Raw genomic sequence first — 25,971 nt, 5'->3', positions numbered from 1 at the left:
GATTGAGCAGTTTCCTCGACCTCGGAACGGCGGGCGTCGCGCTCGCCGCCGAGGGCGTTGGAGGGCGAGCAGGTGGATGCGACACGAACGGCGGATGTAGCGGTCGTCGGCGCGGGCATCGTGGGCTTGGCGTGCGCAGTGGAGCTGGCGCGCGCCGGGACTTCGGTGGCGTTGGTGGGGCCGCGCACCGGGGATCACGCGGGGCAGGCCAGCCGCGCCGCGGGGGCGATGCTCACGGTGTTTTCGGAAGTCGAGGCCGCGCACGCGCCAGAGCGGGTTGCGATGGAAGTTGCCGAGCGTGTCGCGGCTCGCGCGGGCTACGAGGCGTGGCTGGATCAGCTGGCCGAGATCACTGGCGGCCCCGCAGTGTCGCTGGTACCGGGAGTGTGGGTCACGGCGAGCGTCCCGGCCGACCGCGCCGAGCTCGCGGCCATCGCAGCTGCGGCCGCCGACGCCGGCCTGCCTGGTCAGCTGCACCCGCCGGATGCCGTGCCGGGGCTGCAGTCCGAGTCGGTTTTCGAAGCGCTGTGGCTGCCGGGCGAAGCCGGGGTCGACGCGGCGGCCTTAACCGCGGTAGCCGCCGCCGCTGCGATCGCGCATCCGCGGATCACCTGGTACGACACCGACGCCGTCACCCTGGCCGAGACCGGCGCGGCAATGCAGGTCCGGGTCGCCACCGGTGACACCGTTACGACCGATCAGCTGGTGCTCGCCGCCGGGGTGCAGATACCGGCACTGCTGCGCCGCTCCCGCAGGATCGAGATGGGCGCTCCGCCGGTGCTGGCCGGGCGCGGAGTCAGCATGGTGCTGGACGCCGCCCCGGTGGCCGTGACCGCCCCGGTCCGCACACCGAATCGCGGATTCGCCTGCGGCGCACACCTCGTCGCCCGCGGCGACGGCCAGATCTACCTCGGCGCCACGAACCGGCTGACCACCCGCCCTGACCCGGACCGGCGAGCGAGCGCGGACGAGATCGCGACGTTGCTGCACGACGGGATCCGCGAGCTGAACGCCGGACTACGGAACGCCCAGGTACGCGACATCCGGGTCGGGTACCGGCCATTCACCATCGACCACCTGCCGCTGGTCGGCCGGACCGCACACCCGAACGTGCTGCTGGCGACCGCCACCTACCGGTGCGGAATGCTGCTCGCCCCGCGAGTGGCCACGCTGATACGTACCGAAATCGACCACCCCGGCGCGCTGAACAGCCACCCGTACTCGCCCAGCCGGCCGATGCCCGAGCCGGACCTCGCCCAGCTGGTCGGCGAGCACAGCGCCGCGCTCGTGGAGCTGGTGTGCCAACCCGGAGGTCAACTGCCCGCTGGCGCCCCCGCGCCGCTCGGCACGACCTTGTCCACCGCGCTCGCCCACCAACTCGCTGACCCTTCCGTTCGGCGGCTGGCCGCCAGCGCGCCGGTCCCGGAAGTCCTGCCCTTGCTACTTGACATCATTGGCCGGAGTACGCGATGACCCTGCCTGCCAGGCTGACCGCCATCGTCGCCGCGCTCCGGCCACCGACTGCCCTTCCGATGACGCTGACCCCGAAGTCGAGCCTGGATGAGCTCGGCCTCGACTCTCTCGACCGGATCCGGCTCGCGGCAGCATTCGAGGCCGCTTACGGCATCACCATCCCGGACACCGCGTTGGCTGACGCCCACCGGCTGGGCGATCTCGCCTCCTTGATCGCCCCGGACTCGACGGTCACGCCGGCGCAGGTCGAACTCGTCGGCATCGATGAACTTCCCGTCCCGAGGCCCGCACCGGAGCAGCTGCCCGAGGCATTCGTACACCCGACCGCCGACCTGGGCATCGGCGCCGAGGTCGGGCCGGGCAGCCGGGTCTGGCACCAGGCACAGCTCGCCGACGGCGTGCGGGTCGGTTCCAGCTGCGTCTTCGGCAAAGGCGTCTACCTGGGCTCCGGCACCCGGGTCGGAAGCCAGGTGAAGATCCAGAACGCGGCGCAGGTGTTCGGCGCCGACATCCACGACGAGGTACTGCTGTGCCCCGGCGTGCTGATCGTCGAAGACCCCACTCCACGGGCCGTGACCGTGTCCGGCGTGCCGCAAGCCGCGGAAGACTGGACCCCAAGCCCTGTGACCGTCGGCCGCGGCGCCACCATCGGCGCCGGCGCCGTCCTCCTGCCGGGAATCCGGATCGGCGCACATGCCCTGGTCGCTGCTGGCTCGGTCGTCGACCGCGACGTTCCGTCGCACGCCCTGGTCGCCGGTAACCCGCACCGGCATGTCGGCTGGGTTTGCCGCTGCGGGTGGCGACTCCCTGGCACCACCTGCACCCGCTGCGGCGCCCGCTATCTGCGCCGCACCCTCGACCAACCCGCAACGAACTACATTGTGTAATCGACCGCCGAGCGGAAAGTGATCAACGGGGCGGGATAGCCTGCCCCGGTGACGACACCCACCGCGACACAGAGCGGCTTCTTCCGCCGGTACCCGATGGCCATCCCATCCGCCGGCGTGCTGTTCTTCGACGAGGAAGGCCAGGTACTGGTGGTCAAGCCACGCGGCCGCGAACTGTGGGAGATCCCCGGCGGAGTCACCGAGATCCGCAACGGCGAATCCCCCATCGTCACCGCGCGGCGAGAGGTCGCCGAGGAAATCGGCCTGGACGTCATCATCGGCCGGCTGCTTGGCATCGACTCCGTACCACAAGGCGACGACCACGCACCGATGATCGCCTTTCTCTACGACGGCGGCATTCTGTCCACCGAGCAACTCGCTTCGATCCGGTACGTCGATCAGGAGATCGGGGAATCGCTGTTCGCCCACCCCGACGAGCTCGCCGGAATGATGGTCGCCCGCCTCGCCCGCCGCGTCGCCGCGTGCGCCCGTCACGCTCGCACCGAGAACCCGGCTCCGCTCTACCTCGAGCACGGCTTCGAGCCAGCGGCACCCTGATCACGACGACAGCGAGCCACTCGGCCCTGCCACGGCGGGGATATCGGACCGAGGTTTCAGCTGCGGAGATCTCGAAGAAAGGCGACCAGTTCGGCAGGTTGGAGGTCGCACAGCTCGGCCATGCGACACAGCGCCGCCAGATCCAGCTGAACGTCTTCGCCCGCGCCGGGCCGGCGGAGCCGGTCCTCAGCCCAGCGGCGCAACGGCGCAAGGCGCGGCTCGACGAGGGCCGCAAGCGAGCGCAGGTTCACCCGGACGTGGCCGGGTTCATCGACGACGACACGCTGATGCACTCTCGCGATCAGGTGCTGCGGAAGTTCGTCCATCGCAAGACACAGCTCGACCAGACGCACCACTGAGCATTGCCGGGAACCCAGCTCGTACGTGGCGATGGTCTGCACGGAAATGCCGCTTGGCAACTGCCGCTGCAGGTCATTCCGCGTCCAGCCACGCCGACGTCGCAGCATCCGGAGCTCGTCGCCGAGGATTCGCTGATAGACGTCCACATCAAGCATGCCGACCTCGGATCCCGGCACCAGAGCAGTCAATACTTCGCCACCAGTCATTGTGTCCCGACGTGTCGCCTCGTCCGATGAAGTCGGCACGCTCGCCGTAGGAGCGTCTGGCAGCAGGTCCGGCTCCCCCAACACTCTGGGCGCATGCAGGTTCTCAGTGCCGAGAGCGGCGAAGCCGCAGAGCGGAACATCCGGCCGGCGGTCACGCTCAGCCTGAGTCGAAGTCACAATGCGATCCACACCTCCGGTGCGTAGTCCCCCGTTCATGACTTCGGCCGCTCGACACCCTGAGCCTGCAAGATGTCCCAGATCTGCTGCTCGGACATGCCGTGACGCTGTACGAGCGTCAAGACGCTCACGCCCGAACGAAACTCAGCAGCAATTCCTTCAGCCGACACCGACTCTCGCGTGACATCAATCAGCTCCCGCACCCACCTGTCGATTTCGGACGGCGACGGTATCGGCGATGAGGCTGCTGAGGAGGCACCGCCGTCACGATGGCGGAGAATACGGCTCCCGACCGCGGAGAATCTCATTCCTGCGACTGGCGCGATCATCCGCAGCGACCACTCGTCGTTCTGAGCGGCAATGAATGCTTCGGCCACTTCGGCGGTCAACATTCCGGTCATGGCCGCAACCCAACGACGCCACCCTTTCTCGAGCTCGACCAGGCCCAGGATCCGCGCTCGGTGCGGCAGCTCCGCCAACGCGGCGCTCTGCTCCTGCACGACCGTAACCATCAGGTCTGCGCCTCGTGCCACTCGCGCCGGGGCCTCCACTACCCCGGGATCAACCCGGACCAACTGTCGTCGCAGCTCCCAGACCGTTTCGTCTGGCACGACTGTCCGGTCGTGTTCTGCCAGTGCCACAAGTGATACCTTCCACTTCGATGTGACTAGAAACCTTCGATGCCACGGAGAATGCGCTCCATGACTTCGACGGCTGGGCCGCTGGCCGCGGGACGCCGCGGGTACGGCGTCGGATTGCGTGGACGTTTCGGCAAGCCGCGCTCAGTGCGTTCGAATACCGGGAGTTGCGCCCAAACCGTCCGGCCTCGTCCATCTGGGACCTCACCCCAGCGTGCGGCGGTCACATGCAATGCTTCGACCAGGCGGCAGCTCACCTCGCTGGTCTTCAGCAGTGCTTCTGACGTGGCAGGGGCCGAGTCCCACACTTCCAGCCCAATGCTCCGGTGCAGGCAGAAGAGGCGGATTGTCAGTAACTCCAGGGTCGGCAATGCCCACCAGTTGACGATCGATTCGTCGGGGCCGGTCATCGCGACCGAGCGGCTGACCATCTCCTCCGCGAGCAGCACGGCGTCTCCGATGGCAGCCGGTGTCCGCCAGCGCTCCAAGGTGGACACGACAAAGGCTCGAGCCGAGCCCACGGCCGTAGGAAGAGCCGCCAACGTTAAGGATTCGACGTGAACGGGCCGCTCTGGCATCGTGGCGTCTTCAGATTTCACCGATCGGTGTACCGGTGGTCGCACCTGCGCCAACGTCGTCATCGACGACACCTCCTTCCGCTACTTGACCGGACGCACTGAGCGCCCGCTGTCGGATCGTTCCGATGGCCTCGACCAGACGAGGGGCGGAGCTGATCTGTTCGTCATGGCTCAAGCGCCTTAGCTGGAGCAAGATCGTCTCGGCGATGTCCTCCATCAGGGAATCTCCTCAAGCGTGAAGACCTCCGCAGCAGCGTCGAACTCGAGCCGAGCGAGCATCATGTTCTGCAACAGAAGTTCTGGGGGTCGGGGATGGCGTGCAGCAACTGCCGGAACAGGCCCGGAAGCCACCGCACGCCATCCGCTGACACCCGTGTGTCCGGTTCAGGCGGCTTCGTCGTCCCCGGCAGGGGTGGCCGCCTCCGCGTTGAACCACACCAGCCGAGCCCGGATCTGGCTGCCGACCCTGAACAGGCCCAGCGCGTTTTCCGGTGCTTGCAAACACATCCGCTGCGTCCGACCGACCGAGACGACTTCGGTGTGATCGTCAAAAGCCAGGCCCCACGCGGCGATTCGGCCGTCGACGCGTTCCCCATACTCCTGCACGACGGCGAACAGCCGGGGCGCTTCGTCGGCGACCATCTCCTCCAAGATCGCCGCGAACTCCAGCTCGTCACACACCGCCGGCAGCCCGGCGGGATCGGGCACCAATGCATCCAGCGGATGCGTGCGCCTTCGCTGATGATCGTCGTTGAGTTGGTGGGGTTGCGGGCCGCGTGTGAGTGCCGTGGTCATCGGGTTGCCTCTCCAATCGTGAAGGTTCTTTGCGGAGTTCGTGGGCGACGGACGTCAGCCGTCGGTTTGCCAGCGCTGCTCGTCGGGGATGTGAGCGCCGTAGAGCACGAGGCAGGCGGGGCAGAACACGCGCGGCGCGGTGTGCTCGGCATGGCGAGCTGGGACCGAGTGGTCGCACAGCGCCTGGTAGAACGTGCGTGCCGGGTCATCGACCTGAGCGGCGGGAAAGGCGTGCCAAGTCGAGTCGTAGGCCGACATCAGCCAATCCACTGCGGGCAGAAGGAGATTCATCCGCCACCTCCCGGCTCGTCGGATGCGTCGGGCGCGGCGTACGGGCGCGGCAGGTCGCCGGAAGGCAGTTCAGTGCTGGTGAGCAGCCAGTTCAGGGCGCTGACGGCGTGGCCGGAGCGGTGCTCGATCACCGGGCCGTGCTCGGTAAGACGCCGGAAGTCGAAAGTCGCCTTGGCTCGGACAGCGTGGGCGAGTCCATTGGGGCGCAGGGCAAGGTATTCCACGTGTCCGGCGCGCAGCCGCCACAGGCGAGTGCCGATCAGTTCGCCGTCGTCGGCGACGTCGGGCAAAGAGTGGAATCCGGCGGCGCGCAGACGTCCGCCCAGTGCGCGGGCAATACGTGCGGACAACGGGCTCACGGCTGCCGCTCCTGGCGGGCACGGCGGGCGGCGACGCGGCCGTCAACCCGCGCGTGATACAGCGCGACCACCAACCGGACGACGAACACCGTGGCCGCGATGACCAGCACTGCGGAACTCATGCGCTGGTCCGTTCGGTCGGGACGGCGTGCCGGTGGTCCTCGTGGTGGGGGGCGGGCTCGTTCAGTGCAAGGACGGCGTCCCGGAGGGCCGCCCGTAGGCGACCGGCCTGCAACGGCTTCAGGATGACGACCTCGCCGGGTGGGAAGACCAGCACCACCCTGTCATCGGTAGTCAGCACCAGGATCTCCCGGCGTCGAGCGGCGACATCCCGGCACGCCGCCATCCATCGACTGGGCTTGCGTCGCGTTCGCCACATGACCGCTCTCCCCTCGCCGAAGCGAGGCCAGGCAGGTCGTCCGGCCACGCTGGCTCCGTCGCTGCTCATGGTGTCCACGCCCGCCACGGGTGTTCGGCCGACAGCGTGCCCGTGCTCAGTCCGTCCCGGACCGCTTGAGGTTGAAGGGCGGACAGTTCTTGATCGTTGGCCCACCGATGTGGCTGTGCCGAGTCGGTGAGGAGGCCGGCGTCGGTGAGCGTCACATCGAACAGGAAGGCGATCTCGGAAGCGGATGGTTCGCCGGTGCCGTGTTCAACAACGGTGCAGAAGTCCAGCTCGGCGATTGTCGCGCCCAGCTGGTCGTGCAAGGCTCTGCGGAGGGCCTGCTCGACGGGTTCACCGGCGCGGACGTCGCCGCCGGGGAGGGCGTCATGCCCTGCATGCTCGACGAGAAGCAGGTGATCGTCTCGCCCGATGAGGGCGTGGACCCGGACGCGGGGTCCGATGGCCTGGGTGTCGGGTTCGCTCACGTGGAACACCTGCCGTTGAGAGGTCTCTGGATTTGCCGAATGTCCTCGGTCATCACTTGGCTCCCGAGCGGCTACCCAGGTCACGGCCAGGTCGAGAACATCGTGAAAGCTTCCGGCATGTCCGGTGTCTGGCGTGGTCATCGCAGGAGGCCGCCCACTCCGCCAGAAACCCTGGCCGCGCGGATAGAGGCCGACGAAGCAACTGCCGGAGGCACGCAGGGCGATGTTGACTTCCTGATCGAGCTCGCTCGCCCACTGACCCCAGACCGAGGGTTTAGCCTCGGATGCTTCCGTCGTCACCTGCCACGTGAACCTGAGCACGAGGTCTTGAAGCCGACGAGCCTGCTCGGCGGTGACCCAGGTCGGCCAAGGTGACGGTTCGGAGCTCATGCGATGTTTCCCGTCGATGCAAGCCCGGGGAGCACGCAACCGGCCATGACGCCGGGGCTTTCGTCCAGGAGCGCGTCCCAAAGCCTTCCCACGTTCATGCGATCAACCGTTCGCGCAGGACCCACGGGTCGTCGTAGAACTAGTCGACCGGGCGATCGCAAGGACAAAACCCTGGTCAGGACCGTCAGCGCCACCTCCGACACCATGACTATGCCACCTACCTGCATACGCTAGTCTCCTGACTTCCAGCTAGCCATATCGTCATACCATCAGTTCATAGTCTGATTGCCTGAAGCTTGATTATCAAGCTTCAGGCCGACGCCCATTCGGGTGGCTTCGAGCGATACCCTCTGGCTTGAAGGGAGGTGTCGGCCGATCTATGCCATGGGCCGCCCAGCCGGCTCACGGAGAGGGTCACGCGTATGGCTGCCACGGTGAAGACCGCGAAGAAACTGCTCCTCGGTCGCGAGATCGACCACATGATCAAGACGGCCGGCATCTCCCAGGCAGAAGCGGCGCGGCTGATCGAGACGAGTCAGCCGCGCATGGCGAGCCTGATCAGCGGCGGCAGCAGCATCTCACCCGGCGACCTTGAACTCCTCGCCCGGGAACTCGGGTTCGCGGACGAGGGTTACTTGGAGGCATTGCGCGAACTCCGCCGCGACAACCACAAGCGCGGGTTTTGGACGACTGGTCACAACCGCGCCTACTCCGAAGACATCCGGCTTCGTGTGGACCTGGAAAAGCACGCCGACGAGATCCGCGGTGTCGAGGTCGAGGTCGTGCCCGGTCTGCTTCAGAAGGAGTCCTACGTCCGCGCGCAGCACGCCGACTGGCCGAACGTCGTCGGCGTCACGCTTGAAGACAGGATCAAGGCGCGGCTCGCCCGGCAAGACATCCTCGACAAGACGGACCCGCCGATCCTCCGCTACGTGCTCTCGGAATCCTGCGTGCGCCGCGTGTGGGGCGACAACGACGTGATGCGGGAACAGATGTACTACCTGATCGAGCTCTCGAACCGCGAGAACATCCAGATTCAGGTGATGCCGTTCAACGCGAAGCCGGGGCGCCGATCGCCGATCTCGTCGCCCTTCACGCTGATTCGTGTACCGACCACGGGCGCGGCCGGCGCGCTCATGATGGCCTACGTCGAAGACGAAGGAGAGATCCGCTACCTCGATGACGCCAAGGCCCTCAAGGCGCGTGAGCTGGCATGGGGTCGCCTGACCAACGCCGCCCTGAAGTTCGACGAAACCCGAGCTTTCCTTCGAGACGTCGCCGAATCCTATGCGGCCTGACGACGAGTCCCACCCCCTCTAGGAGAAACGCAATGACTGCAGCCACCTTCCGCGAGCAGGACTTCCGCAAAGCCTCCGCCAGCAATCCGGACAAGGACTGCGTGCGTGTGGCCCGTCAGGGGTCGCGTGTCGAGCTGCGGGACGACAAGAACGTCTTCGGCAGCTCCGAGGACGTCCGCCTGCGCTTCACGGACGCGGAGTTCGACGAGATTCTCACCGCACTGCGGTCCACCGGGACTGCCGCTGGCACATGCCTGGAGATCACCCAGACCGTAGATGCCTTTGAGTTCCGCCGTACTGGCGAGCGCGCCGCTCTCGTGTTCACGGCGAGCGAGATGGACAAGTTCCTCATCGGAGTTCGTGACGGCGAGTTCGAAGCCTTGGCGTTCGCCGTGTAACTCGTATTCACCATTCTGAGGGCCCCGGCGTTTCGCGGGGCCCTCAGCGCTTTCCGCCCCTACCTGATGCTTCCCCATCGGGCGCCGACCCGTGCTCACCAGCGCGATGCGTACCGCACCAACCGAGAAGCCCAAGCAGGAGGTCGACATTCGCACCAAGAGTCGACACGTCAGACCCGCCTGTTGCGAGATCACCACGTTGCGATCAGTGTCCCAGGCAAGGTGATCCGCCGAGAAACGTGTTCCGGATCCTCAGCATCCGAGTACCCCTCGTTCCGACATCGACTCCTCGAAACAGCCTAGAGTCCCGGATCAATAGGCCCCGCCCCGATGCCGAGCGCAGACAGCGCACCTCGACGCCTCCTTGCGCGTGGTCGTCATCGATCTTGCCGAGCTGGCCGAGGTGCGCGCCTGGGGCAGCCGGTTGCTGCAGCGAGCGTCACGTCGGAACGAGGGTGATCGTGACCAACGCCCCGAATAGCAGAAACGGCCCCATCGGAAGCAATGAGCCCTCTGGCCTTCGTCGGAACATCCGAAGGACCAGCCATATCAGGGCGGCTGCAAACCAGCCGATGGCGGTGGCCGTGACGAGTGCCGACCAGCTAAGCCAGCCGAGAGCGAGTCCGAGCAGGCCACCGAGTTTCACGTCGCCAGCCCCCAGCCCGCCTCCGGACACAAGCGCGAGCACGAGGTAGAACACGGCAACAACCGCCATCCCAGCCAGCGCGCGCACAAAGTCCGGTCCTCTGGAGTGCATGATCGCCGAGCTCGCCAGCAGTACGCCGACTACGGCGACGCCCGAGTAAATGAGCACGCTGGGTAGTCGTCGGTCGATAGCGTCGATCGCACTGAGTGCCACGCCGAGTGCAGCGAGAACGCTGTATGGCAGCAAATCGAACTGGTGACCGAAGCGCCAGGCGAGTCCGCCAAACACAAGGGAGGTCAGCGGTACGGCCATGAGCCACGTCGTATGGGATGCGGGTGGGGCCACCGTGAGCAGGCATCGGACGCCGAACGCCAGGGCGAGACCGACGAGGATCCCCGCACTCGCCCATATCGTGATGAATTCGGTGGTCATCAGTCAGAACCGCCATAAGTCACGTTCCGTAGCCGTTGCACCATCCCTTCACCTCCAGAAAGCCGCTGGTGTCGTCCCCAGTGTTATCTGCGGCGGTATCGGAAAGTGACAGCCATGACCTGAAAGAGTGAAGATTCACTGGAAAACCCATTCCGACTTCAAAGTCAGTCACATACACACTTTGCAGTCGGCGGGGGTCAGTGGTGTAGACGTGGTGTGTATCACGAAAAAGATTGACGATCTTCGCTGACGTCTGAGGGGTGGGGCCGTGGTAAGCCGTAGGGGCTTGATCGTTGGTGGGCGCCGGTCCATGGCGACATTCGCGCTCGGAGTCACGTTGGTGGTCCTCGCCGCCTGCAGTCCCGGCACGACGCCTGCCCCCGCCCCCAGCACGGTCCAGCCGACCGGGAAGGCGACCTCGGCTCCGCCAACCACACCGTTGTCCGGTGTGGACAAAGCCAAGCAGGATGCCCTCGCGTCCTACCGGGGCATGTGGCAGGACTTCGTTGCCGCCGGGGCCACCTCGGACTGGCAGTCGCTGAAGTTGGGTCAGTACGCCACAGGAATCGCGTTGACGAATCTGTCGCGAGGGCTGTATGCCGATCACTTCAACGGCCTCGTGACCAAAGGCGAACCGGTCTTGAACCCCAGCGTGTCCTCCGTGGACCCGCCCGGTGCCCCGAAGAAGATCATCGTCACGGATTGTGGTGATTCGACTCACTGGTTGAAGTATCGTGCGGACAACGGGCAACTCGCCGACAACAAGCCAGGCGGTCGCCAGCAGATCAACGCCATCGTCGAGAAGCAAGCCGACGGGGCGTGGAAGGTCGCCGACTATGGCGTGCACGACGTGGGGACGTGCTGACCATGCGACGCATAGCGACCGTTACCGGAATCGTGGCCATCGCCATGCTCGGCATCGCAGCGCCTGCTCTGGCCGGCAACGGCTGGGGAAGCACGACCTGCAGCCAAACCCCTTCTCCGGCTTGCGATCTCGGCGCAGGCGAGGGCGGCGACAACAGCAAGCCGGGCGACCCAGGCAACGGCAACAAACCCGGACGTCCCGGCACCGGCAACCCAGGCAAGGACAACAGCAACCCCGGCGACACGATCATCGGCGGGAACTCGAACCTGGCCAAGTGTTCCTACGTGAAGAGCGACTACCAGCCGCCGTCCGGCGGTGTGGTCACTGCCGCCTTCACCAAGCCACTGAACACAGGCGGCGTGATCGCGCAACCTGCGGTCTTCACCCGTCCAGCGGCAGGTGGTGTGGTCCTGGCGCAAGCAGCCCAGCCGACGCAGGGCCAGCAGGGTTCTTGGTACGTATGGCAATGCTCGACCGCGGGCGTCACCGACGGGCTGTACCGGCCCCCGGTGTGGATCGCGGATGGACAGCAACCCGGTGCGGCGCAGTTGCCCTCGCCGGCCGAGTTGGCGCAGATGGCGCGCAAGCAGTTGCGGCTGCCCACGCCGACGATCGCGGCGAACCCTGTCGGCGACCAGCTGGTGAACTTGCCGACGTGGATGTGGCTCTCGAGCGGGTGGGGGCCGGTATCGGCGACAGCCTCCGTGCCGGGCGTGTCGGTGACGGCCACCGCGACGCCGACGTCGGTGACATGGTCCATGGGCGACGGCAGCACGGTGACGTGTACTGGGGCGGGCACGCCGTTCCGGGCCGGGACTGACCCGAAGGCGCCGTCGCCGGACTGCGGCCACACCTACCGCACCTCGTCCGCGAAGCGAGCGGGGCAAGCGTTCCCGGTCGCCGCGACGGTGCACTGGACGGTCACCTGGGCGGGCGCGGGGCAAGGTGGAACGTTCCCGGACCTGACCACGACCGGTAACGCGGCCTTCCGTGTCGCGGAGTCCCAAGCCCTCAACAACGGCGGCGGCTGACCTTCCCAGGCAGCACCTCCTTTCACGACAACACCAACAGCAACTCGTCCTTCCGCTCGCTGAAGAACCTTGGCGACGTGGCGCACTACTCCCATGCCTGGAGGAGGTACCGGCGTGACCACGAACATCACGACCCAGCCGGACACCGACCGACCCACGAAGTCGGCCAGCGGCCCCTGGGTGGCGGACGGCAAGAAGCCCGCCTCGCGGCTGCGCGGAACAAAACGACGTCGCAGCATCCCGCACCTACTGCTGGGTGCGCTGCTTGTGCTGGCGTGTGCGGCCGCGTTCCTAGTGGTTTCGCTGAACTCCGGGAACCGGCAATCGGTCTTGGCGTTGGCGCGGCCGGTTGCGGTCGGGCAGGTGCTGACCGCGCAGGATCTCAAGCAGGTAAACGTCGCCGTCGACCCCGGCGTTTCTGTTGTGGACGCGAACCAGGCTACGAACGTGGTGGGTAAGACGATGTCCGCGAGTCTGCCCGCCGGTGCGCTGCTGACTCTGGACGCGGTGAGCGGTGCCGGTGTTCCTGTGACAGGCCAAGCGATCGCGGCTTTGTCGTTGAAGGCGGGCCAGTTCCCGGTGGAGGTGTCGCCAGGCGCGCACGTGTCAGTGGTGTTCGTGCCGGGCCAATTGGGCGCTGCGCTGGCCAGCCCGCCGACGCCGGACGCCACGACGGTGTGGCCGGCCGTGGTCACCAGCGTGACCTCGCCGCCGAATCAGCAGGTCACGGTGGTGTCGGTGCAGCTGAGCCAGGCCGCCGCCCGCCAGATCGCCGCCGTGCCCGCGGGTCAGTTGTCGATCGTGATGCTTCCGGGAAGTGGTCAGTGATGCTGGTGGCGGTGCTGTCGGTGAAAGGGTCGCCTGGAGTGACCACGTTCTCGGTCGCGCTGGCCGCGCGCTGGCCATCGCCCTCGCGCGCGCTGCTGGTGGAGGCCGACCCCTCCGGCGGGGACGTCGGGACGCGGTTCTCGCTGGAATCGGCGCCGGGGCTGGTGAGCTTGGCGGTCGCCGCCCGGCGTAGCGACGACCCGGCGCTGCTGTGGCAGCACGCGCAGGCCCTGCCGGGCGGGCTGCCGGTGGTGGCCGCACCACCGGACGCCGACCGCGCGCGAGCAGCGTTGTCCGCGCTGGCCGACCCGACTACAGGCGCTGGGGTGCTGCGGACAGCTGCGGGCGCGCCGGAGTCCGTGGTGATCGTGGACTGCGGCCGAATTGACGCTGGGTCTCCGGCGATGCCGATCGTGCGTTCGGCCGACGCGATGGTCTTGCTGACCCGTGCGCACGCCGACGACCTCGCCCACCTGGCCCGTCGCCTGCCGGCGATCGGCAGGTGGACCGCGCATCCGGCGATGTTGCTGGTCGGCGAGGGGTATTCCACTGCTGAAGTCGCCCGCGAACTGGGCGTTCTGCCGCTGGGCCGCGTTCCCGACGATCCGCACGGGGCCGCTGTGCTGTGTGGACGGCCTAGCACGCTGCGGTGGGGCCGCAGCGGACCGGCGCATTCGGCGCTGGGGCAGGTCGCGCACAAGGTCGCGAAAGTGCTCATCGCCGAGCAGGCACCGCCGCCCGCGTTGCCCCGGCAGGCACCAGCCGACAACCAGCCGATGTCCATGCTGCGCGCGGTGCCCGGCGTGCCCACCCTCGCGGTCTCGGCCAACGGTTTTCGACTGGCACCTGCACCCCTGCCGCCGAACACCGAGACCACCTCGCGCGGAGGGCAAGCGTCATGACGTACCCGCCCAACAGTCCTCCGCCCAACGGCTATCCGGCTCCGGTGCCCCTGCGTCCGCACCAGCCGCAGGGACAACCGTCAGGTTGGCAACCGGCCAACACGTCCGGCAACCCCAGCTGGGCGCAGGCGACCCCGCAACCAGCGCCGGGCGGTTCGGAGCCGGCGCAGGCGACCGAGGCCGTCGGGCGGCTTCGCCAGCACCTGCGCGACACGCTCGGCACCGAGCTGCCGCTGCGGGTCGATGCCCAGCAGCGCCGCACCGGCGCCCCGGTCACCAGGGAGGCACGGCGCGAGCTGGCGCGGGCGATCCTGGAGGACGCGGTCGCCGCGCACAGCGAGAACGAGCTGATGGACAACCGGTCGCTGGTCGGCCGGGATGTCGAGCAGCGGGTGATCATCGAGGTCATCAACGAGCTGTTCGGCATGGCCGGCCTGCAGCCCCTGCTGGACGACTCGACGGTGGAGACGATCAACGCCAACCGCTACGACCGGGTCTTCGTGCAGTACAACGACGGCCGCCGCGCGCGGGTCGCCCCGATCGCGGGCTCGAACGAGGAGCTGACCGACCTGGTCCGGTTGCTCGCCGCCCGCGCCTCCAGCCAGGAACGCCGCTTCGACTACGGCTCCCCGGCGGTCAACCTTCAACTCCCCGGAGGGGAGAGGTTGTTCGCGGTGATGGGCCTGACCGCGGGCGGGGTGACCTCCCTGTCGATCCGTCGGCACGGCTACCTCACGGTGACCCTGCCCGAGCTGCGCGCTCGCGGCACCATCGACCCCGGCCTGGAGCAGTTCCTGCGCGCGCTGGTGCGGGCGCGCAAGAACATCCTGATTACCGGCGGCACGGGTGCGGGCAAGACCACGTTGTTGCGGGCACTGGCCTCGGAGATGGACTCGATGGAGCGGATCGTGACCATCGAGGACGCCTTCGAGCTCGGCCTGGAACTCGACCCCGACGTCCACGCCGACGTGACCGCCTTCCAGGCCCGTGAAGCCAACGTCGAGGGCGAGGGCGCGATCTCCCAGGCCGAACTCGTCCGGTGGGGCCTGCGCATGTCGCCGGACCGGGTGATCGTCGGCGAGATCCGGGGACCGGAAGTCATCCCGATGTGCAACGCCATGAGCCAGGGCAACGACGGCTCGATGGCGACCCTGCACGCCTCCAGCTCGCGGATCGCCTTCACCCGGCTGGCCTCCTACGCCGCGCAAGGCGTCGAACGCCTCCCGCTGGACGCGACGAACCTGCTGGTCGCCTCGGCGGTGCACTTTGTCGTGCACCTGGCCCGCGGCACCGACCGGACAACCCGCGTCGTGTCCTCGATCCGCGAGGTCGTCGGCGCCGACGGCCCGCAGGTGGTCTCCAACGAGGTCTACCGGCCCGGCGCAGACCGCCGCGCCCGCCCGGTGGCCGGGGCACTGCGAACCGACACCCTCGACGACCTCGTCGACGCCGGGTTCGACCCCGGCCTGCTCGAGCAGCCGGAAGGCTGGTGGCCGCGGTGAACATCACGATCAGCGCCACCACCGCCCTGTCGGCCTTGCTCGGCGTCGGCGTCGGTGTCGGGCTGCTGCTGGTCATCATCGGCTGGCGCGGCGTGGACCCGAACCGGCGCGCCGGCCTGTTCCGCCGCGGGCAAACGCGCCGCGCGCAGGCCGCACCGCGAGATCAGCGCCAGGCGCTGCGGATCGGCCTCGCCGTCGCGGTCGGTGTGCTCACTGGAGTGGCCACCGGCTGGGTCGTCGGCGCCGTGCTGGCCGGGCTCGCGGTCTGGGCACTGCCCCGTGTCCTGGGCCGCGACCCCGAGCACGCCCGCCGGGTGGCGCGGATCGAGGCGATCGCGACGTGGACGGAGATGCTGCGCGACACGCTGTCGGCCGCCGCCGGGCTGGAGCAGGCCATCCTCGCGACCGCTCCGCTGGCGCCGCCGGCCATCCGCGGTGAGATCACCGACCTCGCGGTGCGGATCGAGAACGGAGACCGGCTGGCGCCCTCCCTGCGCCATCTGGCCGAGCGGCTCGCTGACCCCACCGGCGACCTCGTCATCGCCGCGCTGGTGCTCGCGGCCGAACAGCAGGCCCGCCAGCTCGGGGACCTGCTCGGCTCGCTGGCGCACACCGCCCGCGAGCAAGCCTCGATGCGGATGCGGGTCGAAGCCGGGCGTGCCCGGACCCGAACCAGCGTGCGGGTGATCGTCGGCACCACGTTGTGCTTCGCCGTGGCCGTGGTGCTGCTCAACCGCCCGTACCTGTCGGCCTACGACTCCGCGACCGGGCAGATCGTCCTGCTGGGCATCGGGGTCCTGTTTGGACTGGGGTTCGCGTGGCTGGTGCGGGTCGCCAGGGTCGCCGAGCCCGAACGGTTCTTGTCCCTGGCCGCCGATTCCGAGGACCAGCCCGCGCTCGTCGCCGAGAGGCAGGTGTGACCACCGTGATCACCGCACTGATTCTGGGAGCCGGGCTGGGCCTGGGCCTGTGGGCGCTGGCGGTGTGGGCCTTCCCGCCCCGGCCCGCCTTGGGCGCGGTCCTGGCACGCAGCACAGCGACGCCCGCGCCGACCCCGATCCTGGCCACCGAGGACACCGGGTGGGCGGCCAGGCTCGGCCGCCCGTTCATCGCGCCATTGCGCGCGCTCGGTCTGCCCGGCGAGCGGCTGGCTCGGGATCTGGCGGTCATCGGCCGCCCGGTCGCGACCCATCTGGCCGAGAAGGCAACCCTGGCGATCGCCGGGCTGCTCGCGCCGGTCCTGCTGCAACTGCTGCTCACCTTGGCCGGGTTGTCGCTGGGAATCGAGTTCCCGATCATCGCCGGACTTGTTCTGGCCGCTGCCGGATTTGTCCTGCCCGACCTGCAAGCGAAGTCCGACGCGACGAAACTGCGCACGGGGTTCCGCCACGCCCTGTCCGCCTACCTCGACCTGGTGTGGATCACCCTCGCCGGTGGCGCCGGGGTCGACAGCGCGCTGAACGACTCGGTCGCCATCGGCCGGGGCTGGGCGTTCGAGCAGATCCGCCGAGCCCTGGACACCGCCCGGCTGACCCGCACGACGCCGTGGGCAACGCTGCGCCAGCTCGGCGAGGAACTCGACGTCACCGAGCTGTCCGAGCTCGCCGCGTCGGTCAGCCTGGCCGGCACGGAGGGCGCCAAGGTCCGCACCTCGCTCGCGGCCAAGGCCGGTGCCCTGCGCACCCACCAGATCACCGACGCCGAAGGCGACGCCCAGGCCGCCACCGAACGCATGTCGCTGCCGGTGATGGCGTTGTTCCTGGGCTTCTTGGCGTTCATCGCCTACCCCGCACTCACCCAAGTCCTCAACGGACTGTGAGTTGCGGGGGCACGTGGAAATGGGAGGAGAAGCGCGATGCACCTCTACCTGGTGGCATTGTGGACGACGGTAAAAGCGCGGTGGGAAGTGCTGCGCCGGGAACCCGAGGCCGGGTACTCGACCGAGACCGTGCTGGTGACAGCGTTGCTGGTGGTGGCCGCGTTGGCGATCATCGCGATCATCATCGCGAAGGTCACCGCCAAGGCCAACGGCATCAACCTGTAACCGTGATGAGCCGGGAGCAGTCACAGCGGTGGCGTCACTGTAGGGAGTCAACGGAAATGTCCGCTGGGCCCCCTACTTGTCCTTCGCGTGTCCAAAGCGCTGGCAACTTGTCCTTCCGCGTAGGGATATCGCTTGAACAGTGCCTATCCGTCCAGCCGACGGCAGATGGCTGCAACGGTCACGGAAGAGGAAGAGAACACCTGCGATGCTCCACCACGAACCGGCACGTCGGAAGTCGGCGCCGTTTCCGCATCGACCGGTGGACACGAAGGCGTCCCGGGTGGACAAATTCGCGGAATCCCTACAGTCACCGCCGAGCCGACAGAGGCCGCGGTGATGGCCGGCCGCGGCCTGTGCGCGGGAGGACGGCCTCGCGAGGCCGTATCCGGCTGCTGCTGCGCGGTGACCGCGGCGCGGTCAGCGCGGAGCTGGTGATCGCGACGCCGCTGCTTCTGTTGATGCTGCTGGCGATCGTGCAGTTCGCGCTGTGGTCGCACGCCACGCACATCGCCCAGGCCGCCGCGTCTCAAGGGCTCGCCGCCGCGCGAGCTCAGAACGGCACCGCGGCCGCGGGCAGCGCGAGCGCGCAGCAGATGCTCGACCAGCTCGCACGCGGCCCGTTGACCGGCACCAGTGTCGGTGCCGACCGCACCGCCAACTCGGCGTCGATCCGGATCTCCGGGACCGCGACGTCGGTAGTCCCGTTCCTCAGTTTGCCGGTGCACGCCGAGGCGTCCGGCCCGGTCGAACGGTTCGTTCCCGATCTGGCCAGCGGTGGGTGATCGGACGCTATGACGACCAAGAACTCGCCCGCCGCCCGGACACCCGCCACACGCCCGTCCGGTAGCCCAGAACGCCCGCTGGGGCGCGATCACCCGCGCTGGGGTTGGTGGGTGGCCTGGTGGCGCGCGGACCGTGGCTCAGTGGCTGCCGAAGTCACCCTAGCGGCGCCGTTTCTGGTCATGCTGCTCGTGTTCGTCGCCGTGGTGATCCACCGAGGGGTGGATGCCCGGCTGCGGGTGGACGATGCCGCGCACCAAGCGGCCCGCGCGGCGAGCATCGAACGCACCTCGGCCACCGCAAACGCAGCGGCCCAGTCCACCGCCACGAACGCGCTGTCCTCAGCCGGAGTGACCTGTGCGTCGCTGAGCGTGGACACCGCCACCGGCGGGATGCGACCGGGCGGCACGGTCAGCGTGACGGTGTCGTGTGCGGTCGACTTCGGCGACGCGCTGATCCTCGGCGTTCCCGGCCAGAAACGCTTGTCCGCCACCGCTGTCGAACCAGTCGATACCTGGCGCTCGGTCTCGGGAAATGCCTCCGGAGGCGGCGCATGATCCGCCAGGCAAACGATAAGTCGCCACTCTGGTGGACACGGTGGAGCCACTGGTGGCGATCGCAGCGGCGGACCTGGTGGCGGGCCGACGACGGCCGAGCAACCGCGTTCGTCGTGGTGCTCACCATCGGGATCCTCGCCTTGGCCGGGCTGACCCTGGACGGAGGCTTAGCCTTGTCCGCCAAGGTCAAGGCCAACGGGCAGGCGGAGGCCGCCGCTCGCGCCGGCGCCCAAGCCATCGACCTCTCCGCCTACCGCAGCACCGGAACCCTGCAACTGGTGCCCGTCCAAGCGGTCGCCGACGCGCAAAGCTATCTCGCCACCGTCGGCGCCTCCGGAACTGTGACCGTCTCCGGCGACACCGTCACAGTCACCATCACCGCCTCCCAGAACACGCAACTGCTGGGCATGGTCGGGATCTCCAGCCTCACCGTTCACGGCACCGGTAGCGCTCATCCCCAGCGCGGGGTGGTGACCGCAATCGACCCATAGCGGCACTCCAACGCTCACACCAGTACGTCAACACAGAGGAGAACAGGATGGCTACGACCGACGAGATCGCCACGGCTGAGGAGATCGACCGCCGAGTTGAGGCGGCCGACACGGCTCGGCGTCTGAAGCGATCCGCCGCGGCAAAGCAAGTCGGCGAACTCGCCAAAACCCGAAGCGAGCTCGCCGCGCAACTCGACGAGGTCGAACGACAGCTCGGCGAAGTACTCGCTGACGCGAGCGACGTGCTGGACATCGACGAGCTCGCGCGGTTCACCAACATTCCCGCAGCCGACCTGACCGGATGGCTCACAACGCGGAAACCGAACCGCACCACGAAAAAGAAGAAGCCCGCCGTGACTGCGCCGAGCACCACAGCCCGAGGACCGGCCGCGGCGAAGGCACCGACGAACGGCCTGGCGTCCGTGCCGCGCGAGCCCGCCGCACCTCGCGCTGACACCGCGGACACGCCTGAACGCGTCACGGCGGGGGTGACCTGACAGGCGGCTGTCACCAAGCCACGCCGACGCGTGCATCCGTTGCCTCGTCGAGGTGGTGGGCATCGAACCCTAAAGCCCTGTACTACCAAGGAAACGAGTCAGCTGTGACCTCGACATCGCACAAGTCCGGCCGGGAGCCGACCCGGCCACCGGGCACGGGCCGCCGCGTGTGGTGGGCACTGACCGGCATGTTCCGGTTCGTCGGCCGGGTGCTCCGAGGGCTTATCGCCGCCGCGGTGCTGCTCGCGCTTGTGGTGGGCTTGCCCTGGGCGTTGTGGCACTACGTCGGCTGGCCGTTGCCGAACCACGTCCCGACGTGGGCAGAGGTCCAAGGCGTGCTGCTCGGCCCGATGACGACCACGTTCCTGCTGAGCTTTCTCGCCTGCTTGTGCTGGATCACCTGGGCCGCGTTCACCATCGACGTCCTGCGGTGCACAGTCGACCTGGCACGCAGCGGGTTCGACGCGGCCCGGTTGCCGGACTTCTCCGCCGCCGGTCCGATGCACGCGCTGGCGGCCGTGCTGGTTGGCGCGGTCCTGTTGGCAATGCTGGGCAACCGGCCCGCTCCGGCACCATCCACCTCGTTGTCCACGGCGCTCTGGACCGGATCGCAAGTCGTGGCGACCGCTCCGGCCTGGCAGCACTCGACACCCATCGGGGAGACCCCGGTGGTGCGCAACGCGGTCTTCGCCACCCAGACCACCACCGGAGACAGCACCATCGTCGTCGCTCCCACACATCCGGAGTCGGTGGTCGTGCTGGCACCGCAGAACGGGGTGCATGACTCGTTGTGGCGAATCGCCGAACGCAGCCTCGGCGACGGCGCGCGGTGGCCGGAGATCTTCGACCTCAACAAGGGCAAGCCGCAACCGAACGGGCATACCTTCACCAAACCCAGCCTGATCTTCCCGGGCGAGGAACTCGCACTGCCGCACGACGCCAGCGCGCCCACGGTGCCGCCGCAGCAGCCAGCCGACCCGGACCAGTCCACTCCCGCCCCGCCGACCGCGCCCGCCCCGCCGACCACCGCTGTGCCACCGACGAGCATCCAACCGTCCACACCAGCGCAACCAGCGCCGTCCACCCAACACGCACCACCGACCGCGACCGGCACCAACTCTGCTTCCGCGACGAGCGAACCCGGCTTCCGCTGGGGAGCGGAGCTGTTCGTCGGGCTCGGCCTGGCCGCCGCTATCAGCGCGGCACTGCTCGTCGCCCGCCGCCGCCACAACAGCCGATACCGGCCCGGCAGCGGCGACCGCGACGACCTGCCCGTCGCACCGGTGGTCTACCAGCTGCGGCTGGCACACCTGCGCTCCGAGGCCGACGACGAGATCGACCTCGACGAGTACTACCCGGACGACGAGGAACAGCAGCGTCCGCAGCGTGTCCCGCCCGCGCCGCCCCTCGTGGTGGGCGCACCCCAGACCGGCGCCGGCCGACCCCCCACCGTCGCGCCAGGTCTGGGTGTCCGCGACGGTCGCGAGGTCGCCCTCGACCTCGCGACCGCCCGCGGCCTCGGCCTGGTCGGCGCCGGTGCTCCCGCCGCGGCCCGTGCTCTGCTGATCACCGCGCTCACCACCTCCCCAGACCACCTGGCGACGTCGGCCGGGGCGATCGTCATCGTCCCGGCCGACGACCTGGTCTCGGTGCTCGGACGCGGAGCAACACAGGAGCACCTGCCCTCGGCCGTGCGGGTCGTCGCCGACCTGGACGGCGCGCTGGACGCGGTGGAGGCCGAGACCCTGGTGCGAGCCACGGCCAGCCGGGAACCCGAGGCCGAGCCGGGGACGTGGCCGCCGCTGGTGTTGGTGGCACGACCACCAGCACACCACTCACGACTGCAGGCCGTCCTGGATAACGGAGCGCCGTTCGGGGTCACCGGTCTGCTGCTGGGCCAGTGGCAACCCGGCGTTACCGCCTACGTCCGCGACGATGGCTCGATCTCGGCCACCGGCCCTGGTCTGGGCGAGGCCCTGCGCGGCACCCGGATGTTCCGCCTCGGCGGCGGCGACGCCGCCGAGCTGCTGGCCCTGCTGCGTCGAGCCGAACCCGACCCGCCGGCCACCGACGAGCTCGTCGCGCCGCCCATGCCGCGTCCTCGCATCGTGGCGGCGCACCCCGCCGGCAACGACCAAGCACCAGGCGAGGCCGACCCGCTCGAGACCGGCGGCTCGAGCGCGGACGAGATCGAGCTGGAAGTCACGGCCGCGGTCACGCAATCGGCGCTCCCGGACACCGAGCTGGAGATCCTCGGCCCCGCTCAGGTTCAGCCGCCCGGTGCCCGGCTGCGCCCACCGGCCTCCAGCGGCCGGCAGGTCCCGTCGCGCTTGGCCGACGACGAGACCGAGCACCACGACGAGGGCGAAGCCGACGAACCGGCGTCCACCAGCGAGCCCGCCAAACCCGTGGCCGAGACACCGCCAACCACCACCAGCGGCGGTGAACCGGACACCAGCCCAGCGCTGCTCACCGTGACCGTGCTCGGTGACCTGCGGGTGCACTGGCACCCCGAACCCGGCGCCACCGGCGATGCGTGCGAGATCACCGGCGCCTTGCAGCCCCGCACCAAGGAGTTGCTGGTGCTGCTGGCGCTGCATCCGGACGGTGCCACCCGCGAGACGCTCGTCTCGGCCTTGTGGGGCCAGGACCCGCCGGCGCGGCCGACCAACGCCCTGCACACGGCATTGTCGCGGATGCGCAGCGCGCTGGCCACGGCCACGAACGGCGCGGTGACCGACGTCGTCTCCGCCAGCAACGGGCGCTACCAGCTCGATCCCGCGAGCGTTCGCAGTGACTACTGGCGCTTCGCGCACGCCGTGGCCGCCCGCCGCGCCGCCGCCACCGACTCAGCGCGTGTCGATGCGTACCGCGAGGTGGTCAACAGCTACGGCGGACCGCTGGCCGAGGGCATGTCGAACGAGTGGATCGAGCCCGCCCGCGAGGCGATCCGCCGCGACGCCATCGACGCTGTCGCGGCGCTGGCCCGCGCGCTGGTGGACTCCGATCCCCAGCAGACCCTGGATCTGCTGGAAGTCGCGCGGGCCTTCGATCCGCACAACGAGCTACTCTACCGCGACATCATGCGACTGCAGGAACGTCTCGGGCAGCTGGACGCCATCCCGCGGACGCTGACCTTGCTGACCACCCGGCTCGCCGAAGTCGACGCGGCACCGACTCCGCAGGCTCGTGGGCTGGCTGCCCGGCTGGGGCAGCGCCACGAGGACGGCTCAGCCGGCGCCGCGAGTGCACAGGCCCAGGGCGAACGTGGGCGCATCGCGGCCAGCTGAGGCGGTGAGGCAACGGCGGCGAGGGCCTGCCGTTGCCGGCCCGGAGCGTGCGGGTGTCTGCCAGCTCGGCCTATTCGTCGTCCTCGTCATCGGTGAGACCGATTTCGTCCAGCTCACCAATTCCGGTCAGCGTGCCCATCTCGTCACCATTCCGGCGACTGTATGCCTGAGCTTGCGCGATGAGTTCCTGATGCTTATCGGCCCAGGCCACGAGCACCTCGGCCTGCTTCAAGAACTCCAAGACTTCCGGCTTCAACTCGTAAGTAACCGTGACCGGAAAAGTCTTTGTGCACCGGATGCGCGTCAAAAGACCTTCTTCGGTCATCTTTTTCAATGTGCGCGCCAGAATGCTATCGTGCAGGACGGCGTGTTTGTCCGACCATTCTTCACCAATGGAATACGAGCTGATCGTGGAAAGAATCTCTTTTCGCCGCATGGGGCCGCCCGAGAGCGTGACCAGGATGGCCGGTGCCCACTTGTCCCCGAAAAGGTACTTCAGGTCGTACAAACCCCGAAGGAACCTCTCGTCCCCCACCTTCATAGCGCCTCCCCGTGTGCACTGACCCGGCCCTCGCGCCGCGCCCGTCGTCCCCTCGTCCGGCGACGCGCCCCCTGCGGCAGCCACCTGAACGGTCGTGCCTGCTCAGCACGACCACAGAGCCGGTCTCGGCCTCCTCGTCTCGTAGCGATAGAGCCCTCCACGTTACGCCGAACGGCGCAACCAGCCCACTGTATTCCTACTCAAAGCGAACCATGACCGAATGTCACGCAGAGTAGTCGTTTCGGAGATCATCGACACGCACGGTGGCTTCCGTTGGGGGTTCATACGGGGGATCATGATGGGGTTCATACGGGGGATCAGGTTAGAGGACCACCCCCTGCGGCCTGCGAAGACGCTGGTCATGCGGGCCATCGGGGGATCCGCTGGTATCCCAGACTCGCTTGTCCACAAGCCGGTAGACACATCGGGGCGGGCTGAGTGGTCGTCGCTTCCATGCTGCTCCCTTGGTCACCCTTTCTATCCATCTTACGCCCACTCTTGCCCCCCTTTTCTATTTGTTTGTTTTATTTCTTACTGCTCATTGAAGTCATTCCCTGTATCCTGCCGAACTATTCCCCTCCGCGGTGGCCGGCGCGTGGCCGGGTCGCTGACCTGCGGAAATCGGCGCAACGGCGGCCGGAATTGTGACCGTACGGACGGCTTTCTATTCGCCGGAAATGGCGGCGGCGAACATCGCGAAAAGAGTCTTGAAAATGGGCGGCTATTTCTATTGCGCGCGGCGCGTGGCAGAGTCATAATTGAATTACCACCGGAGGAACCGGAAACAACACCGAATACCACACCCGGCGCGAGCTATGTCCGACGAATGGGGCCGATTATGTGTTACGCCGACACCGCCACCGAAACCGACAACACGGTGACCGCGTTTTGTTACTGCGGGTGGGTCGAATACGGCCACACCCCGGAATCGGCCGACGCCGCCGCCGAAGCCCACCAGAACGCGCCCGACGTCATCGACGACACCGCCGCCGTGGCGGCCTGACCGTTCCCCGCCGCCCCGCACTAGATCCGAAAGGACCCACCCGCGATGACCACGCCAGCCACGCCGACGACCGCCCCGGCGGCATCCGGCACGACGACCACCGCCCCGGCGGGCGGGCGGTTGCCCAACGGCGAACTCCGCCGACAGGTGGCGCAAGTCCTCACCGATCAGGCGGGCACCGAACTGACCCCGCGCAACATCGCCGCCGCACTCGGCGGGAAGTCATCGGGCGCGATCGGCAACGCGCTCGCCGCGCTCACCGCCGGGGGCTACGCCGAACAAACCTCGACCAAACCGGTCCGCTACCGGTCGACCCCGACCACCGCTGACGCCGCCGCCGCGCCCGTGGCGGTCCCGTCGGGCACATCCCGCCGCCCCCGCACGCCCCGCCCGACGACGCCACCGCCCGCGACGACCACGCCCACCGCCCCGACGACTCCCGCCTGACCGGTCCGGTAACGCGCCCGAACGGGCAGCTCTACCACCCGCGCAAGCTGTCCGGACTTCCGGACGTGACCGCGCTGCGCAAGTTGCGCGACGCCGGGGTCGCCGCCCTGATGTACGGGCCACCCGGAACCGGGAAGACCTCGGTCGTCGAGGCCGCTTTCGGTGACCTGGTCACGGTTCAGGGTGACGGGGACACCACGGTCGCCGACATTGTGGGCGAGTACACCCAGACCCCGGACGGCAAATTCGTGTTCGTGCACGGTCCGCTGGTCCGCGCGATGCGCGAAGGCCGGACCCTGTTCATCGACGACGCCACGCTCATACCCCCGACCGTGCTCGCCGTGGTGTACCCCGCGATGGACGGCCGCCGCCAGATCATGATCAAGGCGAACGGCGGCGAGGTCATCGACGCCGCGCCCGGTTTCTACGTGGTGGCCGGACACAACCCCGGCGTGCACGGCGCGGTGCTGTCGGATGCGTTGGCGTCGCGGTTTTCCGTGCAGATCCAGGTGTCCACCGACTACGACCTCGCCACCCAACTCAAGATCGACACCCGCGCCGTGTCCGTGGCGCGCAACCTGTCCACCCGACAGACCAACGGCGAGGTCCGGTGGGCACCGCAACTCCGCGAACTGCTGGCATTTCAGAAGATCGCCGACGTGTTGGGCAGCGACGCCGCCGCTGGAAACCTGATCGGCACCGCCCCGGAAGAGGACCGCGACATCGTGGCCACCGCCGTCAAGGCGGCCTTCGGCAAAACCGTTGCCCCGCTGGCACTCGGTGCCCGTATCTGACCAACCGCCGCCCGCGCCCGAACCGTCCGGAAAGGACACACCG

33 protein-coding genes are annotated in these 25,971 nt (G+C 68.4%); 21 read left to right on the top strand and 12 right to left on the bottom strand.

Annotation, left to right across the window (positions count from 1 at the left end; all coding sequences use genetic code 11):
• The first annotated feature begins 72 nt into the window (after positions 1 to 72).
• The 3 genes from A3CE_RS0140630 (at position 73) to A3CE_RS0140620 (ending at position 2,918) form a co-directional block, all read left to right on the top strand.
• Entirely contained in the window at positions 73 to 1,473 is a 1,401-nt protein-coding gene (locus tag A3CE_RS0140630) for an NAD(P)/FAD-dependent oxidoreductase (protein ID WP_026469337.1), read from the top strand.
• Positions 1,470 to 2,360, top strand: a complete 891-nt coding sequence (locus A3CE_RS53725; RefSeq protein ID WP_020645846.1) for a phosphopantetheine-binding protein — start codon at positions 1,470 to 1,472, stop codon at positions 2,358 to 2,360. Before A3CE_RS0140630 ends, A3CE_RS53725 begins: the two co-directional genes overlap by 4 nt.
• A gap of 117 nt (positions 2,361 to 2,477) precedes the next feature.
• On the top strand, positions 2,478 to 2,918 hold the full coding sequence (locus A3CE_RS0140620; RefSeq protein WP_245589671.1) for an NUDIX domain-containing protein: 441 nt from the start codon (positions 2,478 to 2,480) through the stop codon (positions 2,916 to 2,918).
• 56 nt (positions 2,919 to 2,974) lie between these two features.
• Here A3CE_RS0140620 and A3CE_RS55585 read toward each other — a convergent pair whose 3' ends face one another.
• From A3CE_RS55585 to A3CE_RS58990, 10 genes are all read right to left on the bottom strand, one after another.
• On the bottom strand, positions 2,975 to 3,433 hold the full coding sequence (locus tag A3CE_RS55585; RefSeq protein ID WP_084641945.1) for a helix-turn-helix transcriptional regulator: 459 nt from the start codon (positions 3,431 to 3,433) through the stop codon (positions 2,975 to 2,977).
• A 263-nt stretch (positions 3,434 to 3,696) separates the two neighbouring features.
• Positions 3,697 to 4,161, bottom strand: coding sequence for a hypothetical protein (locus A3CE_RS0140610; protein ID WP_245589670.1), 465 nt, complete (start codon positions 4,159 to 4,161; stop codon positions 3,697 to 3,699).
• Positions 4,162 to 4,328: 167 nt separating this feature from the next.
• On the bottom strand, positions 4,329 to 4,748 hold the full coding sequence (locus A3CE_RS56940; RefSeq protein ID WP_125592381.1) for a hypothetical protein: 420 nt from the start codon (positions 4,746 to 4,748) through the stop codon (positions 4,329 to 4,331).
• A gap of 139 nt (positions 4,749 to 4,887) precedes the next feature.
• On the bottom strand, positions 4,888 to 5,094 hold the full coding sequence (locus tag A3CE_RS52295; protein WP_020645842.1) for a hypothetical protein: 207 nt from the start codon (positions 5,092 to 5,094) through the stop codon (positions 4,888 to 4,890).
• 167 nt (positions 5,095 to 5,261) lie between these two features.
• Entirely contained in the window at positions 5,262 to 5,672 is a 411-nt protein-coding gene (locus tag A3CE_RS0140600) for a hypothetical protein (protein WP_245589669.1), read from the bottom strand.
• Between the two features lie 54 nt (positions 5,673 to 5,726).
• Positions 5,727 to 5,963, bottom strand: a complete 237-nt coding sequence (locus tag A3CE_RS0140595; protein ID WP_125592383.1) for a hypothetical protein — start codon at positions 5,961 to 5,963, stop codon at positions 5,727 to 5,729.
• On the bottom strand, positions 5,960 to 6,322 hold the full coding sequence (locus tag A3CE_RS0140590) for a hypothetical protein (protein WP_026469336.1): 363 nt from the start codon (positions 6,320 to 6,322) through the stop codon (positions 5,960 to 5,962). Before A3CE_RS0140590 ends, A3CE_RS0140595 begins: the two co-directional genes overlap by 4 nt.
• Entirely contained in the window at positions 6,319 to 6,444 is a 126-nt protein-coding gene (locus tag A3CE_RS59430; protein WP_260473812.1) for a hypothetical protein, read from the bottom strand. Before A3CE_RS59430 ends, A3CE_RS0140590 begins: the two co-directional genes overlap by 4 nt.
• Positions 6,441 to 6,623 carry a hypothetical protein gene (locus A3CE_RS0140580; protein ID WP_376741689.1) on the bottom strand — a complete coding sequence of 61 codons (183 nt, stop codon included), beginning with the start codon at positions 6,621 to 6,623 and terminating at the stop codon, positions 6,441 to 6,443. Before A3CE_RS0140580 ends, A3CE_RS59430 begins: the two co-directional genes overlap by 4 nt.
• A 143-nt stretch (positions 6,624 to 6,766) precedes the next feature.
• Positions 6,767 to 7,582 carry an NUDIX domain-containing protein gene (locus A3CE_RS58990; RefSeq protein ID WP_245589668.1) on the bottom strand — a complete coding sequence of 272 codons (816 nt, stop codon included), beginning with the start codon at positions 7,580 to 7,582 and terminating at the stop codon, positions 6,767 to 6,769.
• A 422-nt stretch (positions 7,583 to 8,004) separates the two neighbouring features.
• Here A3CE_RS58990 and A3CE_RS0140570 point away from each other — a divergent pair, with 422 nt between their 5' ends.
• Together A3CE_RS0140570 and A3CE_RS52290 are read left to right on the top strand one after the other, a co-directional pair.
• Complete coding sequence (locus tag A3CE_RS0140570; protein ID WP_020645835.1) at positions 8,005 to 8,880, top strand: DUF5753 domain-containing protein; 876 nt, start codon at positions 8,005 to 8,007, stop codon at positions 8,878 to 8,880.
• A gap of 32 nt (positions 8,881 to 8,912) precedes the next feature.
• The gene (locus A3CE_RS52290) at positions 8,913 to 9,278 is read left to right on the top strand and encodes a DUF397 domain-containing protein (protein WP_020645834.1); all 366 of its coding nucleotides are present in this window, start codon (positions 8,913 to 8,915) and stop codon (positions 9,276 to 9,278) included.
• Between the two features lie 439 nt (positions 9,279 to 9,717).
• On the opposite strand, the gene A3CE_RS0140560 is transcribed toward A3CE_RS52290, so the two are convergent.
• Positions 9,718 to 10,356, bottom strand: coding sequence for a prepilin peptidase (locus A3CE_RS0140560; RefSeq protein WP_020645833.1), 639 nt, complete (start codon positions 10,354 to 10,356; stop codon positions 9,718 to 9,720).
• 310 nt (positions 10,357 to 10,666) lie between these two features.
• Here A3CE_RS0140560 and A3CE_RS0140555 point away from each other — a divergent pair, with 310 nt between their 5' ends.
• The 13 genes from A3CE_RS0140555 (at position 10,667) to A3CE_RS0140495 (ending at position 23,143) form a co-directional block, all read left to right on the top strand.
• Positions 10,667 to 11,221, top strand: coding sequence for a hypothetical protein (locus A3CE_RS0140555; protein WP_245589667.1), 555 nt, complete (start codon positions 10,667 to 10,669; stop codon positions 11,219 to 11,221).
• 2 nt (positions 11,222 to 11,223) lie between these two features.
• Complete coding sequence (locus tag A3CE_RS0140550; protein WP_063714266.1) at positions 11,224 to 12,252, top strand: hypothetical protein; 1,029 nt, start codon at positions 11,224 to 11,226, stop codon at positions 12,250 to 12,252.
• A 114-nt stretch (positions 12,253 to 12,366) separates the two neighbouring features.
• Positions 12,367 to 13,080, top strand: a complete 714-nt coding sequence (locus A3CE_RS0140545) for an SAF domain-containing protein (RefSeq protein WP_020645830.1) — start codon at positions 12,367 to 12,369, stop codon at positions 13,078 to 13,080.
• A 38-nt stretch (positions 13,081 to 13,118) separates the two neighbouring features.
• A complete protein-coding gene (locus A3CE_RS0140540) occupies positions 13,119 to 13,982 on the top strand; it encodes a MinD/ParA family ATP-binding protein (protein WP_245589666.1) in 864 nt (287 codons plus the stop codon).
• On the top strand, positions 13,979 to 15,484 hold the full coding sequence (locus tag A3CE_RS0140535) for a TadA family conjugal transfer-associated ATPase (RefSeq protein WP_020645828.1): 1,506 nt from the start codon (positions 13,979 to 13,981) through the stop codon (positions 15,482 to 15,484). Before A3CE_RS0140540 ends, A3CE_RS0140535 begins: the two co-directional genes overlap by 4 nt.
• Positions 15,472 to 16,404, top strand: a complete 933-nt coding sequence (locus A3CE_RS0140530; RefSeq protein ID WP_020645827.1) for a type II secretion system F family protein — start codon at positions 15,472 to 15,474, stop codon at positions 16,402 to 16,404. Before A3CE_RS0140535 ends, A3CE_RS0140530 begins: the two co-directional genes overlap by 13 nt.
• A gap of 5 nt (positions 16,405 to 16,409) precedes the next feature.
• Positions 16,410 to 17,303 carry a type II secretion system F family protein gene (locus tag A3CE_RS0140525; protein ID WP_026469333.1) on the top strand — a complete coding sequence of 298 codons (894 nt, stop codon included), beginning with the start codon at positions 16,410 to 16,412 and terminating at the stop codon, positions 17,301 to 17,303.
• Between the two features lie 36 nt (positions 17,304 to 17,339).
• Entirely contained in the window at positions 17,340 to 17,528 is a 189-nt protein-coding gene (locus A3CE_RS0140520) for a hypothetical protein (RefSeq protein ID WP_020645825.1), read from the top strand.
• Positions 17,529 to 17,881: 353 nt separating this feature from the next.
• Positions 17,882 to 18,310, top strand: a complete 429-nt coding sequence (locus tag A3CE_RS0140515; RefSeq protein ID WP_020645824.1) for a TadE/TadG family type IV pilus assembly protein — start codon at positions 17,882 to 17,884, stop codon at positions 18,308 to 18,310.
• 141 nt (positions 18,311 to 18,451) lie between these two features.
• Positions 18,452 to 18,865: a pilus assembly protein TadE gene (locus tag A3CE_RS0140510; RefSeq protein ID WP_245589665.1), complete on the top strand. Its 414-nt coding sequence runs from the start codon at positions 18,452 to 18,454 to the stop codon at positions 18,863 to 18,865.
• Positions 18,862 to 19,356, top strand: a complete 495-nt coding sequence (locus A3CE_RS0140505; RefSeq protein WP_245589664.1) for a pilus assembly protein TadG-related protein — start codon at positions 18,862 to 18,864, stop codon at positions 19,354 to 19,356. The genes A3CE_RS0140510 and A3CE_RS0140505 overlap by 4 nt, the downstream gene beginning before the upstream one ends.
• A gap of 47 nt (positions 19,357 to 19,403) precedes the next feature.
• Positions 19,404 to 19,853 carry an SPX domain-containing protein gene (locus A3CE_RS0140500; RefSeq protein WP_020645821.1) on the top strand — a complete coding sequence of 150 codons (450 nt, stop codon included), beginning with the start codon at positions 19,404 to 19,406 and terminating at the stop codon, positions 19,851 to 19,853.
• 104 nt (positions 19,854 to 19,957) lie between these two features.
• Positions 19,958 to 23,143, top strand: a complete 3,186-nt coding sequence (locus tag A3CE_RS0140495) for an AfsR/SARP family transcriptional regulator (RefSeq protein ID WP_020645820.1) — start codon at positions 19,958 to 19,960, stop codon at positions 23,141 to 23,143.
• Between the two features lie 70 nt (positions 23,144 to 23,213).
• Here A3CE_RS0140495 and A3CE_RS0140490 read toward each other — a convergent pair whose 3' ends face one another.
• Positions 23,214 to 23,684: a winged helix-turn-helix transcriptional regulator gene (locus A3CE_RS0140490; protein WP_020645819.1), complete on the bottom strand. Its 471-nt coding sequence runs from the start codon at positions 23,682 to 23,684 to the stop codon at positions 23,214 to 23,216.
• A 595-nt stretch (positions 23,685 to 24,279) separates the two neighbouring features.
• On the opposite strand from A3CE_RS0140490, the gene A3CE_RS56935 reads away from it, so the two are divergent.
• The 3 genes from A3CE_RS56935 (at position 24,280) to A3CE_RS58980 (ending at position 25,928) form a co-directional block, all read left to right on the top strand.
• The gene (locus tag A3CE_RS56935) at positions 24,280 to 24,687 is read left to right on the top strand and encodes a hypothetical protein (RefSeq protein ID WP_125592611.1); all 408 of its coding nucleotides are present in this window, start codon (positions 24,280 to 24,282) and stop codon (positions 24,685 to 24,687) included.
• A 45-nt stretch (positions 24,688 to 24,732) separates the two neighbouring features.
• Entirely contained in the window at positions 24,733 to 25,134 is a 402-nt protein-coding gene (locus A3CE_RS58985; protein WP_245589663.1) for a hypothetical protein, read from the top strand.
• Positions 25,135 to 25,199: 65 nt separating this feature from the next.
• Entirely contained in the window at positions 25,200 to 25,928 is a 729-nt protein-coding gene (locus A3CE_RS58980; protein WP_245589662.1) for an AAA family ATPase, read from the top strand.
• Positions 25,929 to 25,971: the final 43 nt, after the last annotated feature.

It is taken from the genome of Amycolatopsis balhimycina FH 1894 (genome assembly GCF_000384295.1).
GTDB lineage: Bacteria > Actinomycetota > Actinomycetes > Mycobacteriales > Pseudonocardiaceae > Amycolatopsis > Amycolatopsis balhimycina.
The sequence above is the reverse complement of the archived record's forward strand: the minus strand, read 5'-3'. Positions and strand labels throughout refer to the sequence as shown.

Bases quoted from the DNA above. Each gene is read 5' to 3' on its own strand.
- A3CE_RS53725 (WP_020645846.1), top strand. From the start codon at position 1,470: ATGACCCTGCCTGCCAGGCTGACCGCCATCGTCGCCGCGCTCCGGCCA.
- A3CE_RS55585 (WP_084641945.1), bottom strand. From the start codon at position 3,433: ATGCTTGATGTGGACGTCTATCAGCGAATCCTCGGCGACGAGCTCCGG.
- A3CE_RS52295 (WP_020645842.1), bottom strand. From the start codon at position 5,094: ATGGAGGACATCGCCGAGACGATCTTGCTCCAGCTAAGGCGCTTGAGC.
- A3CE_RS0140600 (WP_245589669.1), bottom strand. From the start codon at position 5,672: ATGACCACGGCACTCACACGCGGCCCGCAACCCCACCAACTCAACGAC.
- A3CE_RS0140595 (WP_125592383.1), bottom strand. From the start codon at position 5,963: ATGAATCTCCTTCTGCCCGCAGTGGATTGGCTGATGTCGGCCTACGAC.
- A3CE_RS59430 (WP_260473812.1), bottom strand. From the start codon at position 6,444: ATGAGTTCCGCAGTGCTGGTCATCGCGGCCACGGTGTTCGTCGTCCGG.
- A3CE_RS58990 (WP_245589668.1), bottom strand. From the start codon at position 7,582: ATGAGCTCCGAACCGTCACCTTGGCCGACCTGGGTCACCGCCGAGCAG.
- A3CE_RS0140570 (WP_020645835.1), top strand. From the start codon at position 8,005: ATGGCTGCCACGGTGAAGACCGCGAAGAAACTGCTCCTCGGTCGCGAG.
- A3CE_RS52290 (WP_020645834.1), top strand. From the start codon at position 8,913: ATGACTGCAGCCACCTTCCGCGAGCAGGACTTCCGCAAAGCCTCCGCC.
- A3CE_RS0140560 (WP_020645833.1), bottom strand. From the start codon at position 10,356: ATGACCACCGAATTCATCACGATATGGGCGAGTGCGGGGATCCTCGTC.
- A3CE_RS0140555 (WP_245589667.1), top strand. From the start codon at position 10,667: ATGGCGACATTCGCGCTCGGAGTCACGTTGGTGGTCCTCGCCGCCTGC.
- A3CE_RS0140550 (WP_063714266.1), top strand. From the start codon at position 11,224: ATGCGACGCATAGCGACCGTTACCGGAATCGTGGCCATCGCCATGCTC.
- A3CE_RS0140535 (WP_020645828.1), top strand. From the start codon at position 13,979: ATGACGTACCCGCCCAACAGTCCTCCGCCCAACGGCTATCCGGCTCCG.
- A3CE_RS0140520 (WP_020645825.1), top strand. From the start codon at position 17,340: ATGCACCTCTACCTGGTGGCATTGTGGACGACGGTAAAAGCGCGGTGG.
- A3CE_RS0140505 (WP_245589664.1), top strand. From the start codon at position 18,862: ATGATCCGCCAGGCAAACGATAAGTCGCCACTCTGGTGGACACGGTGG.
- A3CE_RS0140500 (WP_020645821.1), top strand. From the start codon at position 19,404: ATGGCTACGACCGACGAGATCGCCACGGCTGAGGAGATCGACCGCCGA.
- A3CE_RS0140490 (WP_020645819.1), bottom strand. From the start codon at position 23,684: ATGAAGGTGGGGGACGAGAGGTTCCTTCGGGGTTTGTACGACCTGAAG.
- A3CE_RS58985 (WP_245589663.1), top strand. From the start codon at position 24,733: ATGACCACGCCAGCCACGCCGACGACCGCCCCGGCGGCATCCGGCACG.